Source organism: Pseudonocardia halophobica, from assembly GCF_027922425.1.
Classification (GTDB): Bacteria; Actinomycetota; Actinomycetes; order Mycobacteriales; family Pseudonocardiaceae; genus Pseudonocardia; species Pseudonocardia halophobica.
In genome coordinates this window covers 40,764-54,373 of sequence record NZ_BSFQ01000019.1, presented here as the reverse complement: position 1 = coordinate 54,373, position 13,610 = coordinate 40,764, and the positions used below count along the sequence as shown (strand labels likewise).

Annotated in this window: 10 protein-coding genes; 6 read left to right on the top strand and 4 right to left on the bottom strand. The window is 74.9% G+C overall.

From position 1 onward, the window contains the following. Nucleotides 1-20 precede the first annotated feature (20 nt). Together PKE99_RS21405 and PKE99_RS21400 are read left to right on the top strand one after the other, a co-directional pair. Complete coding sequence (locus tag PKE99_RS21405) at nucleotides 21-1,037, top strand: EamA family transporter (protein WP_081924020.1); 1,017 nt, start codon at nucleotides 21-23, stop codon at nucleotides 1,035-1,037. Nucleotides 1,038-1,156: 119 nt separating this feature from the next. Further along, on the top strand, nucleotides 1,157-2,482 hold the full coding sequence (locus tag PKE99_RS21400) for a GAF domain-containing protein (protein ID WP_306470747.1): 1,326 nt from the start codon (nucleotides 1,157-1,159) through the stop codon (nucleotides 2,480-2,482). Between the two features lie 2 nt (nucleotides 2,483-2,484). On the opposite strand, the gene PKE99_RS21395 is transcribed toward PKE99_RS21400, so the two are convergent. Beyond that, nucleotides 2,485-3,432 carry an ABC transporter permease gene (locus PKE99_RS21395; protein ID WP_081924021.1) on the bottom strand — a complete coding sequence of 316 codons (948 nt, stop codon included), beginning with the start codon at nucleotides 3,430-3,432 and terminating at the stop codon, nucleotides 2,485-2,487. Next, on the bottom strand, nucleotides 3,429-6,479 hold the full coding sequence (locus tag PKE99_RS21390) for an alpha/beta fold hydrolase (RefSeq protein WP_037044208.1): 3,051 nt from the start codon (nucleotides 6,477-6,479) through the stop codon (nucleotides 3,429-3,431). The genes PKE99_RS21395 and PKE99_RS21390 overlap by 4 nt, the downstream gene beginning before the upstream one ends. Before the next feature lie 405 nt (nucleotides 6,480-6,884). Between PKE99_RS21390 and PKE99_RS21385 the strand changes: the two genes are divergently transcribed. Next, a complete protein-coding gene (locus PKE99_RS21385; RefSeq protein ID WP_051737220.1) occupies nucleotides 6,885-8,648 on the top strand; it encodes a metallophosphoesterase in 1,764 nt (587 codons plus the stop codon). A gap of 233 nt (nucleotides 8,649-8,881) precedes the next feature. Beyond that, nucleotides 8,882-9,982 carry a TerC family protein gene (locus tag PKE99_RS21380; RefSeq protein ID WP_037044210.1) on the top strand — a complete coding sequence of 367 codons (1,101 nt, stop codon included), beginning with the start codon at nucleotides 8,882-8,884 and terminating at the stop codon, nucleotides 9,980-9,982. Nucleotides 9,983-10,034: 52 nt separating this feature from the next. On the opposite strand, the gene PKE99_RS21375 is transcribed toward PKE99_RS21380, so the two are convergent. Beyond that, the gene (locus PKE99_RS21375; protein ID WP_037044516.1) at nucleotides 10,035-10,547 is read right to left on the bottom strand and encodes a metallophosphoesterase family protein; all 513 of its coding nucleotides are present in this window, start codon (nucleotides 10,545-10,547) and stop codon (nucleotides 10,035-10,037) included. An 8-nt stretch (nucleotides 10,548-10,555) separates the two neighbouring features. Further along, nucleotides 10,556-10,930, bottom strand: coding sequence for an FKBP-type peptidyl-prolyl cis-trans isomerase (locus tag PKE99_RS21370; RefSeq protein WP_037044212.1), 375 nt, complete (start codon nucleotides 10,928-10,930; stop codon nucleotides 10,556-10,558). Nucleotides 10,931-11,032: 102 nt separating this feature from the next. Between PKE99_RS21370 and PKE99_RS21365 the strand changes: the two genes are divergently transcribed. Together PKE99_RS21365 and PKE99_RS21360 are read left to right on the top strand one after the other, a co-directional pair. Next, on the top strand, nucleotides 11,033-11,944 hold the full coding sequence (locus PKE99_RS21365) for an MOSC domain-containing protein (RefSeq protein WP_051737221.1): 912 nt from the start codon (nucleotides 11,033-11,035) through the stop codon (nucleotides 11,942-11,944). A gap of 120 nt (nucleotides 11,945-12,064) precedes the next feature. Continuing rightward, nucleotides 12,065-13,600 (top strand): MFS transporter, encoded by a 1,536-nt coding sequence (locus PKE99_RS21360; RefSeq protein ID WP_081924023.1) that lies wholly within the window; start codon nucleotides 12,065-12,067, stop codon nucleotides 13,598-13,600. The last annotated feature ends 10 nt before the right edge of the window (nucleotides 13,601-13,610 follow it).

The window sequence follows — 13,610 nt, the reverse complement described above, 5'->3', positions numbered from 1 at the left end:
GGCGGCGCACCCTCGAACCCGTGACCGCACGACACCGCCTGCTCGCCGTTCTCGTCGCCGCCCTGTGGGGCGGGAACTTCCTGGCCATCCGCGTCGGTCTCGACCACTTCCCGCCGCTGTTCCTCGCGGGGCTGCGCATGCTGGTCATCGCGGTGCCGGCGCTGCTGTTCGTGCCGCGCCCGCAAGTGCCGCTGAAGTGGCTGCTCGGCTACGGGCTCGGGTTCGGAACGATCCAGTTCCTCTTCCTCTTCGTGGCGATGGACGTCGGGATGCCGACGGGGCTCGCGTCGCTGGTGCTGCAGGCCTCGGCACCGTTCACGGTTCTGCTCGGGGCGCTGTTCCTGCGCGAGCGGCTCACGGCGCGGCAGGCGGTCGGGATCGGCCTGGCGGTGCTGGGGCTGGCGGCGATCGCGGTCTCGCGGGCCCAGTCGGCGGCCCTGGTGCCGGTCCTGCTGACGCTGTGCGGGGCGCTGGGCTGGGCGTTCGGCAACCTCTGCAGCCGGCTCGCGGCACCGCCCAAGCCGATGCACCTGACGCTGTGGATGTGCGTGATCCCCCCGATCCCGCTGTTCGCCGCGTCGGTGCTGACCGAGGGACCGGGGGCGGGCTGGTCGGCGCTGGGCGCGGCCTTCTCGGTCGAGGGTCTGCCCGGGCTCGCCGCCGTCGTCTACCTGTCGCTCATGGCGACGGTCGTGGGCTCCGGGATCTGGACCTGGCTGATGCGCCGGTACCCGGCGGGCGTCGTCGCGCCGTACTCGCTGCTGGTGCCGGTGGTCGGGATCGCGCTGGCCGCCGCGGTGCTGGGGGAGCGGCCGAGCGTGACCGAGCTGGTCTCCGCGGTCGTCATCGTCGGCGGGGTGCTGCTGGGCACGCCGCGGCCCGCCCGGACCGCGTCCGCGGAGGTGGTCGGCACCGACGGCACCGACAGCACCGACGGCACGAAGGGCACCGACAACACCGACAGCACGAACGGCACCGACAGCACCGGCGGCACCGAGGAGGAGCCGGTCGTCGGCGATCGGCGCACGGCTGCCTGACCTGTCGGACGGCACGCTGCCCGTCGCCGTCGGGCTATGGTGAGGGCCACGTCCCGTCGCCGTGACGCGTCGCGCCACGGCCGCACACCGGAGCCGTGCCGGGGCGGGGCGGAGGTGACGTGGCGGGCGCGGGGATCAACAGGGACAGCGACACGGGCAACGGGGCGCCGGGCGGACGCGGTGTGTGCGCGGTGCGCCCGGGCACGGACGTCGGGCGGCACGCGAAGGTCCTCGCCCACCTGCACGACGCCGTCCTGGCCGGGGCGAGCCCGTCGCCCGAGATCCGGTCCCTGGTCGCCCGGTCCTGGCAGCGCGTGCGCGCCCAGGGCGTCGATCCCGAGCACGGCGAGCCGGCGGGTCCGCTCGCGGCCGACCAGGTCGAGCGGCGGCGGTCCGGCTCCCCGCTGCAGCGCGTCCTGCCGGAGCTGCGCGCCGCGCTGACCTCGGTCGCGGAGGACGCCCGGCACGTCATGGTCGTGACGGACGCGGACGGGATCCTGCTGTGGCGGGAGGGCTCCAACCGGGTCCGGCACCGGGCGGACGCGTTGGGCTTCACCGAGGGCGCGGACTGGTCCGAGGCGTCCGTGGGCACGAACGCGATCGGGACCGCCCTGGCCGAGGGCGCACCCGTCCAGCTCTTCGCGGCCGAGCACTTCGTGCGGTCGCACCACGTCTGGACCTGCACCGCCTGCCCGGTGCACGACCCGCGGACCGGCGAGCTGCTCGGCGTGGTCGACGTCAGCGGGCCCGCCGAGACGATCCACCCGACGACCGTCGCGCTGGTCGGGACCGCGGTGAAGCTGGCCGAGGCGAGCCTGTGGCGCCAGCACGAGGTCCGGCTGGACGCGCTGCGTGGCGTCGCGGCCCCGCTGCTGTCCGCGGTGCCCGGTGCCGGACTGGTGGTCGACGACCACGGCTGGGTCGCCGCCGTCACCGGGATGCCGAGCATCGAGCGGGTCGCCGCGCCGCGCGCCGACCGGCCGTTGGCCGTGCACGGGGTCGGGCTGTGCCTCCCCGAGCCGGTGCCCGGCGGGTGGCTGCTGCGGTCGGCCGACGCCGGCTCGACCGCGTCGGGCGGCCTGACCCTGACCCTGGACCTCGCCGCGGGCCGGCCGCGCGCGGTCGTCGACGGCTCGGCCCGGTGGATCCACCCGCTCTCCACCCGGCACGCCGAGCTGCTGGTGCTGCTGGCCCGGGCGGGCGCCAGGGGGCTCGACGCGGGCGCCCTGTCCGCCGCCCTCTACGGCGATCGCGACCACCTGGTGACGGTCCGCGCCGAGATGAGCAGGCTGCGCCGCGGGCTGGGCGGGCTGCTGCTCGCGCGGCCCTACCGGATCGCCGACGAGGTCGAGGTGCACGTCCCGCCGCTGGCCGGGACGGTGCTCGCGGGATCGACCGCGCCGGGCATCCGCGCCCTGCTGGAGGCGGACGCCCGGGCGGTCTGAGGTCAGCTGGTGACGTCCTTGCGGTGGAACCGCCAGGCCGCCAGCGCGAACAGCACCGCGGCCCAGGTGATGCTGCCGAAGGCGCCGCGGGTCATGTCGCCCCAGTCGATCCGGCTCGCGAGGAGGTCGGACCACGCGTTGGCGTAGTGCGTCGGCAGGTAGTTGCGCAGGTCCTCGAGCGCGGTGATCTGGTCGAGGATCTGCGAGACGATCGACGTCATCACCGCGCCGCCGACGGCCCCCAGCGGGGCGTCGGTGCTCACCGAGAGCAGCAGCGCCAGGCCGGCGACCCACAGCAGGTTGACGGCCACGTAGACCCCGCCGAGCAGCGCGCGACCGGCCGCGGCCCAGTACCCCAGGGACTCGCCGGTGGGGCTGACGAGGTCGCCGGTGCCGTAGGCGAGCGTGCCGACCACGAGCGCCACCACCGGGAGCAGCAGCAGCGCCGTGAACGACAGCAACCCGGCGACGATCGCCTTCTGCCGCAGCAGCCGCGCGCGGGGCACGGGGGCGGCGAGCAGGTACCGCAGCGAGGACCACGACGCCTCCGACGCCACGGTGTCGCCGAAGAACAGCGCCACCACCACGACGAGCAGGAACCCGGCCGTCGCGAACAGGGCGAACACGGCGAAGTTGGTGCCGCTGCCCTTGGCCAGGTCGACCAGGTTGACCGAGGTGCCCGGGCCCTCGTCGCTCGTCAGCGAGAAGGCGATCCAGAGGATCACCGGCAGCAGCGCGACCAGCGCGAACGTCACCTGCGTGCGGCGCCGCTTCAGCTGGCGGACCAGCTCGACGCGCAGCGGGAGCGTCCGGCCCGCCCGGTACGACGAGGCGGGCGAGCCGTCCGCCGCCAGCAGGCCGACGTGCCCCTTCCGCGTCGACGGGTCGGCGTACTTCGCGTCCCGGTGCAGCCAGTCGCCCCGCGACTCGTGCTCGCTCGGCTGCGTCATGGTGCCGTGTCCTCTCCCACGAGCTGGAGGAACGCGTCCTCCAGGCGGCGGCGCGGGCCGGCGGACTCCACCGAGATCCCCGCCGCGACGAGGGCCTGCACCGCCGACGCGCGCGGGGTGCCGTTGAGCTCCGCGTGCACCAGGCGACCCTCGGCGGCGACGTCGCGGACGCCGTCGAGCGCCGCGAGGACCTCGACCGCGCGCTCCGGCACGTCGACGCCGAAGCTGGCCGCGCCGCCGCCCGCGATGATGTCGTCGACCGTGCCGTCGGCGACGACCCGGCCGTGGTGCATGACGACGACGTGCGTGCACGTCTGCTCGACCTCGGCCAGCAGGTGGCTGGAGACGAGCACGGTCCGGCCGCCCTCGGCGTAGCGCCGCAGCAGCTCCCGCATCGCGTGGATCTGGGGCGGGTCGAGCCCGTTGGTCGGTTCGTCGAGCACGAGCAGCTCCGGCAGGCCGAGCATGGCCTGGGCGATCGCGAGGCGCTGCCGCATGCCCTGCGAGTAGGTGCCCACGCGGCGGTGCACGGACTCGCCGAGCCCCGCGACCTCGAGGGCCTCCTCGAGGTGCGCCTCCTCGGTGGGCCGGCCGGTGGCGGCCCAGTAGAGCCGCAGATTGTCGGCGCCGGAGAGGTGCGGGAGGAAGCCGGGGCCCTCGACGAACGCGCCGATGCGAGCCAGCACCGGCGCGCCGGGCCCGACGGGCTCGCCGAACGCCCGGATCGACCCGGAGGTCGGCGAGATCAGGCCCATCAGCATCCGCAGCACGGTCGTCTTGCCGGCGCCGTTGGGACCGAGCAGCCCCAGCACCATGCCCGGCTGCACGGTGAACGACACCTCCTTCACCGCGCTGAACCCGCCCTTGTAGGTCTTGGCGAGCCCGCTGATCTCCAGCGGCGGGGCGTCCGCGGCCCCGGCGGGCGGGACCTCACGGCGGCGGCGCAGCGCCTTCGCGACCAGCCAGCCCACCAGGGAAAGCAGCAGGACGACGCCGATCCCGACCAGCGGCCAGACCGGCACCGTGCTGGTGGTGACGGCCCGGCCGGGCACCACCGGCACCGCGAGCGCGGCGCCCTCGGCCAGGCCGATCCGCCAGACCGCCGGCTCGGCGGGGGAGGCGAAGCCCTGGTCGGTGGTGCTGATCGAGACCACGAGGCGGTTGCCGACCTCGATCGGCGCCACCACGCCGGGCAGCGTGATCGACACCCGGGCGGGGCTGCCGTCGGTGGGCACGGCCACGCGGACCGGCGCGACGGCGTTGCCCAGCAGCTGGCGCAGCCCGTCCTGGCCGACCTCGTAGGTCTTGGCGAACAGGACGGCCTCGTCGGCGGCGGGCTGGCCGGGCATCCGGGAGACGGTGACGTCGAGGCGCGGCGCGCCCGCGACGTCCGTCTGCGCGGTGAGCGCCGGCCCCGCGAAGAGCGCCGACTGGCCGGGCAGGTCGGCGGTGAACGCCGAGAGCCGGCTGCCCAGCGAGCCGAGCGCGCCGCCGAGGCCGGGCAGCGAGGTGATCGCCGCCGGGTTCCCGCCGGCCGGGTTGGCGACGACCTGCGGCTGGCCCGTGAGCGGCAGCGCCTGCGTGGTGACGGGCGCCGCACCGGACAGGCCCGGGTAGGCGTCGGCGACGACCGTCCGGCTCGTGGTGGTGGTCCGGCCGGCGCGGATGCCGCTCTCCACCTCGTAGGAGAAGGAGGTGCCGGGGTCCTCGCCGGTGCCGCGCAGGTGGAAGTCGAACCACTCGCCGATCTGGTCGCGGACGGCCTGGCCGGCGGCGGCACCGTCGTGGCCGCCCGCGTACCAGGCGAGCTTGACCGGCGTGCCGTGCGCGGCGATCTGGCGGGCGTTGGCGTCGGCCTGGTCGAGGCCGAAGAGGGTGTCCTGCTCGCCCTGCACGATCAGCGTCGGTGCGGTGATGCGATCGGTCACCGACACCGGCGAGGAGCGGCGCAGCAGCGCCTCGGTGGCGGGGGAGAGGCGGCCGGTGGTGGCGGCCTCGGTGTAGGCGGCGCAGACCTCGGCGGTGAACCGCCCGCAGGTCACCGGCGGGGCGGCGGGCGGGACGGCCGAGGCGGGCAGGCCGCCGCCGGTGCGGGCGCCGAGGGCGGAGGCGAGGTCGTTCGTGCTGGTGGTGGTGCCGTCGCTGCCGTTCGAGCCGCTGCTGGTGTCGTCGCTGCTGCCGTTCGCGTCGCTGCCGGTGTCGCTGCTGCCGGTGTCGCTCCCGGCCGCCGAGCCGTCGTCGCCGGTGGTGTCGCTGGTGTCGCTGCCGTCGGTGGGGGCGGCGCCGTTCGTGGAGCCGGTGCTGTCGTCGGTGGCGCCCGTGGCGCCCGCCGCCCCGCCGGTGCTGCTCGAGCCCGAGGAGAAGAACACCCCGGCCCAGCCGCGCTTGAACACGCCGTCGCCGCCGAAGGTGCCGCGCGCCGGGGTGTCCTCCGGCAGGTCGGTGGGGCCGCCGGCGTTGGGGAAGAGGGCCTGGGACAGGTCGTTCCAGGTGATCACGGGGGCGAGGGCGTCGACGCGCCGGTCGTACCCGGCGAGGAGCAGGGACAAGGCCCCGCCGTAGGACCCGCCGGTCACGCCGACCCGCGGGTCGCCCGGCCCGTCCTGCTGCACCTCGGGACGCCCGCCGAGCCAGTCGACCAGTTGCTCGGCGTCGGCGACCTCGTGGTCGGGGGAGTCGAGCGCGATCTGCCCGCCGCTCGCCCCGAACCCCCGTGCCGACCAGGTGAGCACGACGTACCCGCGGTCGGCGAGCTGGCGGGCGTCGGTGTCGACGGACCGCTTGTTCCCGCCGAACCCGTGCGCGACGAGCACCGCGGGCGCCGGCGTGGTCTCCGGCAGGTAGAGCGTGGTGTCGAGGGAGACCGTACCGGGGACGCCCGGACCGCCGCGCACGTCGATGCGCTGGTCGCTCGTGCGGATGTCGGCGGAGGTGGGCACGGGGGTCGGGGTGGAGCCGATGGTCGCGTTCGTGCTGGTCGCGGCCGCGGCGGTGCCGGGCGTGAGCACGAGCAGCGCGACCGTCGCGACCGCCGCGGTACCGAGCACGGACGCGCGACGACCGCGGCGCGACAGGTCGAGGACCGGGCGTCTCCGGGGGCGCTCGGATCTTGCCGCGGCTCGGCGCGCGGCGGCACGCGCGCCGGCGGCGCGGAACAGGCGGGGCACCCCGGAACCGTATCCGCGTGGAGCGCTCCACCGCGCACGGCGCCTCAGGCCGCTCTCAGAGACCTGTGCGTGGCGATCGTCGCCATAGCGACTATCGCCACTCACGAGCTGCCAGACCCGGGCGCCCCGACGCCGCACCTGTCTCCGGCCGTCGCTCCCGCACCACCACCGCATCGACGAGTACCCCGGCCGGTACCCCGACCGACGGTCACCCGGTCGTCGCTCTTCACCGACGCGCCGGGCGGCCTCACCGCTCCGGAGCGGTCACTGCGTGACAGTCGGGGCGTGCCCGTGAACCCGGAGGGTGAGACGCCCGATCTCGGCATCCCGCGCCGGCTGGCCCGCGACATGACGGTCGCGGACCAGCACGAGTGGATCCGTGCCGAGCTCCGGCGGCGGCCGATCACGCGGCGGGCGGCACTGCGGGGCGGGATCGGGGCGCTCGCCGGGCTCGCGCTGGCCCACGGCCCGTGGACCGGTGTGGCGCGGGCGGCGGAGACCGGGCTCGTCGGCCGGCACCTCGCGTTCGGCGACGACCCGCGCACCTCGATGGCGATCGCGGGCGAGCTGACCGGGAAGCCCGCGGGCAAGGTCCTCCTGGATCTCGGCCTCGACACCGGCTACGGCGCGACCGTGCCCGTCGAGCTGCGCGAGCTGGTCAGCCAGGTGCCGCGGGGCGAGGACGTCCGCGGCGGGGAGCAGCTCTTCGCGCACGCCCGGGCCGAGGGACTGACCGCCGGCACCACCTACCACTACCGCTTCCGCCTGCCCGACGGCTCGACGACGCCGGACGCCACCTTCCGCACCGCCCCGGCGAAGGGCGACCGCCGGCCGTTCACGTTCACGGCGTTCGCCGACCAGGGCGTCGCCGGCAACGCCGGCGACGGGAACGGCGGCGCGGCGCCACCCAACGCCCTGACCGCGCTGATCGCCCAGGACGCCCCGGCCTTCCACCTGCTGGCCGGCGACATCTGCTACGCCGACCGCGCCGGCCGCGGCGAGCGGGGCGACTCGTTCAACCCCGGTCTGTGGACGCGGTACTTCGCCGCGATCGAGAAGAGCGCCGCCCACACGCCGTGGATGTTCGCCACGGGCAACCACGACATGGAGGCCCTGTACGACGACGGCGACTCCGGCCACGGCTACGGCGGCCACGCGGCCCGGCTGGACCTGCCGCGGACCGGGCCGTCGGGCTGTCCGTCGGTCTACGCCTTCACGCACGGCTGCGTGGGGGTGGTCAGCGTCGACGCCAACGACCTCTCCACCGAGATCCGCGCCAACACCGGCTACAGCCGCGGCGCCCAGGTCCAGTGGCTCACCGACACGCTCGCGGCCTTCCGCGCCGACCCGGACGTCACCTTCGTGGTGGTGTTCTTCCACCACTGCGCCTACTCGACCAGCGACTCGCACGCCTCCGACGGCGGCGTCCGGTCAGCCCTGACGCCGTTGTTCGACCGCTTCTCGGTCGACCTCGCCGTGCAGGGCCACAACCACCAGTACGAGCGCACGGACCCGATCCGGGGCGGCGAGGCCGCCCGCGAGGCCCCGGACAGGGCGACCGTCCGCCCCGCCACGGACGGCACGACCTACATCTGCGTCGGCTCCGGCGGGCGGCGGAGCAACGGCTGGCTCGACGACGGCGGCGCCCGCTACCGCGGCCGGACCGGCGGCGACCGGGAGATCCGCAGCCGCGTCACGGGCAAGGACGGCGAGAAGTCGGAGACGGTCGGTTGGTCCCGGGTGCGCTACGCCGGCTACGCCTACCTGCGCGTGGAGGTGCAGCCGGAGGTGCCGGGGCGGATCGCGACCATGCGGGTGCACGCCGTGACCGACGACGGCGAGGAGATCGACCGGGTCGACCTCGCCCGGCCCGTCCCGGGCGTCCCCGTGGTGCCGCCGCCCGCGGTGCCGTCCGTGTCGCCCGCGCCGCCGCCCGCCGTCCCGACCACGCCCGCGGTCCCCGCGGTGCCGGCTGGCTGGTCACGTACCCCGACCGGGTTGTCGGTTCCTGCCGGTTCGACCGGTTCGTCCCCTCCTCGGGTGCTCTGACCGGTGTGGTCGGTCACCCCCGCTGGCGGCCGGCGCGACGGGGCGGGCAGACTGGAGAGGCACCGCAGGGGAGTATCCCGGTCACGGTGGCGTCGTCAGCACGGAGAAGGGCCCGCAGCCCAGGATCGACAATCATGCGGGTCCCGAACCCGGCGCCACCGATCCGCAGCTGAGCGGAGGGGAGAGACCTCGGGGCAGTCCCGTGCTGCCCGAGACCCCTGGAGGCTCCCCGCGTGAACGTGCCCGTCTGGCTGTGGTTCGCCACCATCGGCGGCCTGGTCGCCATCATCCTGGCCGACCTGTTCCTGGTCGACCACAAGCCGCACGCCGTGACGATCAAGGAAGCCACCCGCTGGGTGCTCTTCTACATCGCGCTCGCCGTGCTGTTCGGCCTCGGCATCTGGTACTTCGCGGGCGGCCAGTACGCCGGGGAGTTCTTCGCCGGCTACATCACCGAGTACTCGCTCTCGGTCGACAACCTGTTCGTCTTCGTGATCATCATGTCGAGCTTCGCGGTGCCGGCGATCCACCAGCACCGCGTGCTGCTGGTCGGCATCGTGATCGCGCTGGTGATGCGCGGCCTGTTCATCGCCGTCGGCGCCGCCGCGATCAACGCCCTGAGCTGGGTGTTCTACCTCTTCGCCGCATTCCTGATCTACACCGCGGTGAACATGGTCCGGCAGGGCATGGGTGGCGACGAGGACGAGTGGAAGGAGCCCAAGATCGTCGGGTTCGTCCGCCGGGTGCTGCCGGTGACGGACAAGTTCCACGGCTCCAAGACCACCGTGAAGCTCGACGGCAAGCGCTGGGTCACCCCGATGCTGATCGTGATGATCGCGATCGGGCTCACCGACCTGCTGTTCGCGCTCGACTCCATCCCGGCCATCTTCGGCCTGACCCAGGAGCCGTTCCTGGTCTTCACGGCCAACGCCTTCGCCCTGATGGGCCTGCGCCAGCTGTACTTCCTGCTCGGCGGGCTCCTCAAGAAGCTGATCTACCTGTCCTACGGCCTCGCCGTGATCCTGGCCTTCATCGGCGTCAAGCTCGTGCTGCACGCCCTGCACGAGAACGAGCTGCCGTTCCTCAACGGCGGCGAGCCGATCCCGGTGCCGGAGGTCAGCATCGCGGTGTCGCTGCTGGTCATCGTGGGCGTCCTGGCGATCACGACCGTGGCCAGCCTGGTCGCAGTGCGCCGCCGGCCCGAGCTCGCCGAGGGCCACGGCTCGTCGATCGCGGTGGCCGTCGCGCACAGCCGCGAGGAGGCCGAGGCGATGGACCGCCACGACCGGGAGATCGACGAGGAGATGGCCCGCTACGACCGCGAGCACTCCTGACGCGTGACCGTGCGCGGGACGTGGTGCCGGAGCACCACGTCCCGCGCACGCGTCAGCGCAGGTTCTCCAGGTGGACCAGGTCCACCCGGCGCAGCTCGCCCTCCTGCACCGCCGCCGTCATCCACGTGTGCGTGGGTTGACGGCGGCGGTCGGTGGGGGAGCCCGGGTTCAGCAGGCGCAGGCCCGTGGGAGCCGTCGAATCCCACGGGATGTGGCTGTGCCCGAAGACCAGCACGTCGACGTCGGGGAAGCGGGCGGCCATCCGCCGCTCCCGCCCCTGGGCCGCACCCGTCTCGTGGGTGACGGCGAACCGCAGCCCGCCGGCCTCGAACCGCGCGACCTCCGGGAGGCGTCCGCGCAGATCGGGGCCGTCGTTGTTGCCCCACACCCCGACGACCCGGGGCGCCCGCGCCTCCAGCGCGTCGAGCAGCCCGGGGTCCATCCAGTCGCCGGCATGGACGACCAGGTCGTCCGCGCCGAGCGACTCCACCGCCTCCCACAGCGGCGCGGGCAGGTCCTTCGCCCGCACCGGGACGTGCGTGTCGGAGAGGATCAGCAACCGCACGGGCGGCGTCACTGCACCGCGAGCAGGTCCACCACGAAGATCAGGGTCTCGCCGCCCTTGATGACGCCCCCGGCGCCCCGGTCGCCGTAGCCCAGGTGCGGCGGAATGACCAGCCGGCGGCGCCCGCCGACCTTCATGCCCTGCACGCCCCGGTCCCAGCCCTGGATGACCTGGCCCGCGCCGAGGCCGAACTGCAGCGGCTGGCCGCGGTTGTAGGAGGCGTCGAACTCCTCGCCGGTCGAGTGCGCCACGCCCACGTAGTGCACGGCCACCCGGTGGCCGGCCTTCGCCTCCTCGCCCTCGCCGACGGTGATGTCGGTGATCTCGAGGTCGGTCGGGGCCGGGCCGTCGATCGGGTCGACGTCGGGCTTCTGCGGTGCCATCGTCGGGTTCCTCCTGGGTCTCGCGTCGGTCGGCCGTCACCCTGCCAGACCCCCGCCGTCCGGAGGTGGCGCGGGGCCCGGTGCGCCCGCTACGAAGGGATCATGTCCGCACCAGCGTCACAGGCGACGACGACCCACGCGACCATCACCGCCCTCCACCGTTTCCCGGTCAAGTCGATGCAGGGGGAGCGGGTCGACGCCCTCGCCCTGCTTCCCGGCGGGGCCCTCGGCGACCGCGCCTACGCCGTGGTCGACGCCGAGGACGGCACGGTGGCCAGCGCCAAGTACCCCCGGAAGTGGGGCGCCCTGCTCGGCTGCAGCGCCGCCTTCCTCGGCGAGCCGGAGCCCGACGCGGCCCCGCCGCCCGTCGCCGTCACGTTCCCCGACGGCCGGACCCTGCGCAGCGACGAGCCCGGGCTCGAGGCCGCCCTCTCCGACCTGCTCGGCCGCGCGGTCGTGCTGTCGGCCGATCCGGCGGCCGGCGCCGAGTTCGAGGAGCAGTGGCCGCAGATCGAGGGCCTCGCACCCCAGGCCTTCATCGACGACACCACCGTCGAGCACAGCGAGGAGGGCGAGCCGGTCAGCCGGATCGGCACGGCCGGGCTCACCCCGACCGACTCCTTCCTCGACCTCGGCGTGCTGCACCTGATGACCGGCTCCACGCTGGCCGCGCTCTCCGAGGCCGCCCCCGGCTCGACGTTCGACGCCCGCCGCTACCGCCCGAACCTGCTGCTGGACACCGCGCAGGGGCCCGGGTTCGTCGAGGACGGGTGGGTCGGGGAGACCCTCGCCGCCGGCGACGCCCGGATCACGGTCACCATGCCGACCATGCGCTGCGTGATGACGACCCTGGCGCAGGAGGGCCTCCCGGAGGACCGGGACACGCTGCGCACGATCGCGAAGATCAACCGGCGGAGGATTCCGGGCATGGGGACCTGGGCGTGCGCGGGCGCCTACGCCGACGTCGCCGCGGCGGGGACGGTCCGGGTCGGCGACCGCGTCGGGCCCGCCTGACCGCCCGGACACGAGCACCCGGGTCCGTCCCGCCGGTGCCCGGCGCTCGGAAGGCGGGTCGCCGGGGCCGGCGGTAACGTCCGACGTCGTGCCCGTCCGCTCCCACACCTGCACCGCGTCATGACCTCGGCCCCGGCCCGCCAGGGGACCGAGGAGGAGTACACCCCCGACCCGCGCCGCTGGCGGGCCCTGTCCGTCACCCTTGCCGCGGGGTTCATGACGCTGCTCGACGTCAGCATCGTCTCGGTGGCGCTGCCGTCGATCCAGCACGGGCTCGGCACCGACCCGGCGGGCGCGCAGTGGGTGGTCTCGGGGTACGCGCTGACCTTCGGCCTCGCGCTCGTCCCGGCCGGCCGGCTCGGCGACGCGTTCGGCCGCCGCCGGATGTTCCTGATCGCGCTCACCGCGTTCGTCGCCTTCAGCGCCCTGTGCGGTGCGGCGCCCACGATCGAGCTGCTCGTGGTCGCCCGGCTGCTGCAGGGCTTCGCGGCGGGGTCGCTGGCGCCGCAGAACTCCGGGCTGATCCAGAGCCTGTTCCGCGGCGCCGAGCGGGGCCGGGCGTTCGGGTTCTTCGGCGCCACGGTCGGCATCTCGACGGCGGCCGGCCCGATCGTGGGCGGGCTGCTGCTCGCCGCCTTCGGGGAGCCCGACGGCTGGCGGTGGATCTTCTACGTGAACGTCCCGATCGGGGTGCTGGCGGTGGTGCTGGCCGCACGGCTGCTGCCGAAGGCGCAGACCGGGGAGCGGCCGCACATCGACTGGGCCGGTGCGGCGCTGCTGGGCGGGGCGGTGCTCGCGCTGCTCCTGCCGTTGGTGCAGGCCGAGTCCGGCGGGATCGCGCGGCTGTGGTGGCTGTTCCCGATCGGCGTGGCGCTGGCGATGCTGTTCCTGTGGTGGGAGCGCCGCGAGGTGCGCCGCGGCGCCGAGCCGCTCTTCGACATCCGGCTGGTCACCGAGACCTCCGGCTACGCACCCGGCGCCCTGCTCGGGCTCGTCTACTTCACCGGGTTCTCCGGCGTCTGGATCGTGTTCGCGCAGTTCTTCCAGTCCGGCCTCGGCTACACGCCGCTGCAGTCCGGGCTGTCGGTCACCGCCTTCGCGGTCGGCTCCGCGGTGTCCGCCGTGGTGGCCGGGCGGCTCGTCGAGCGCTTCGGCCGCCGGCTCACCGTGTTCGGCCTGTCGCTGGTCGCCGTGGGCGTGGCCGCGACCGCGGCGATCCTCGCGCTGGTCCCGGGGGAGATCGCCGGGATCGCCGCCGCGCCGGCCCTGCTGCTGGGCGGCATCGGAGGCGGCTTCGTGATCTCCCCGAACATCACCATGACCCTGCGCAACGTGCCCGTGCGGATGGCCGGCTCGGCCGGCGGCGCCCTGCAGACCGGGCAGCGTGTGGGCGCGGCGATCGGCACCGCCGTCGTCGCCGGGGTGTACTACGGCGTGCTGGGCGCCGCCGGCGACTCGTACCGGGCCGCCATCGCCGGCGCGCTCGGTGTGGCCGTGCTGACCACGCTCGTCGCGCTCGGCGTGGGCATCCACGACCTGCGCGACGAGCGCCGCCGGGCCGCGGGCGTCGGCGCGCCGGACCCCGACGCCCCGGACACCCGCGACGGCGGGGCCTCGGCCGACGACGAGACGCCCCACCACATCTCGCACGACTGAGCGCGCGCGG

Coding starts and splice junctions, on each gene's coding strand:
- PKE99_RS21395 (WP_081924021.1), bottom strand. CDS start 3,432: ATGACGCAGCCGAGCGAGCACGAGTCGCGGGGCGACTGGCTGCACCGG.
- PKE99_RS21370 (WP_037044212.1), bottom strand. CDS start 10,930: ATGGCACCGCAGAAGCCCGACGTCGACCCGATCGACGGCCCGGCCCCG.
- PKE99_RS21365 (WP_051737221.1), top strand. CDS start 11,033: ATGTCCGCACCAGCGTCACAGGCGACGACGACCCACGCGACCATCACC.
- PKE99_RS21360 (WP_081924023.1), top strand. CDS start 12,065: ATGACCTCGGCCCCGGCCCGCCAGGGGACCGAGGAGGAGTACACCCCC.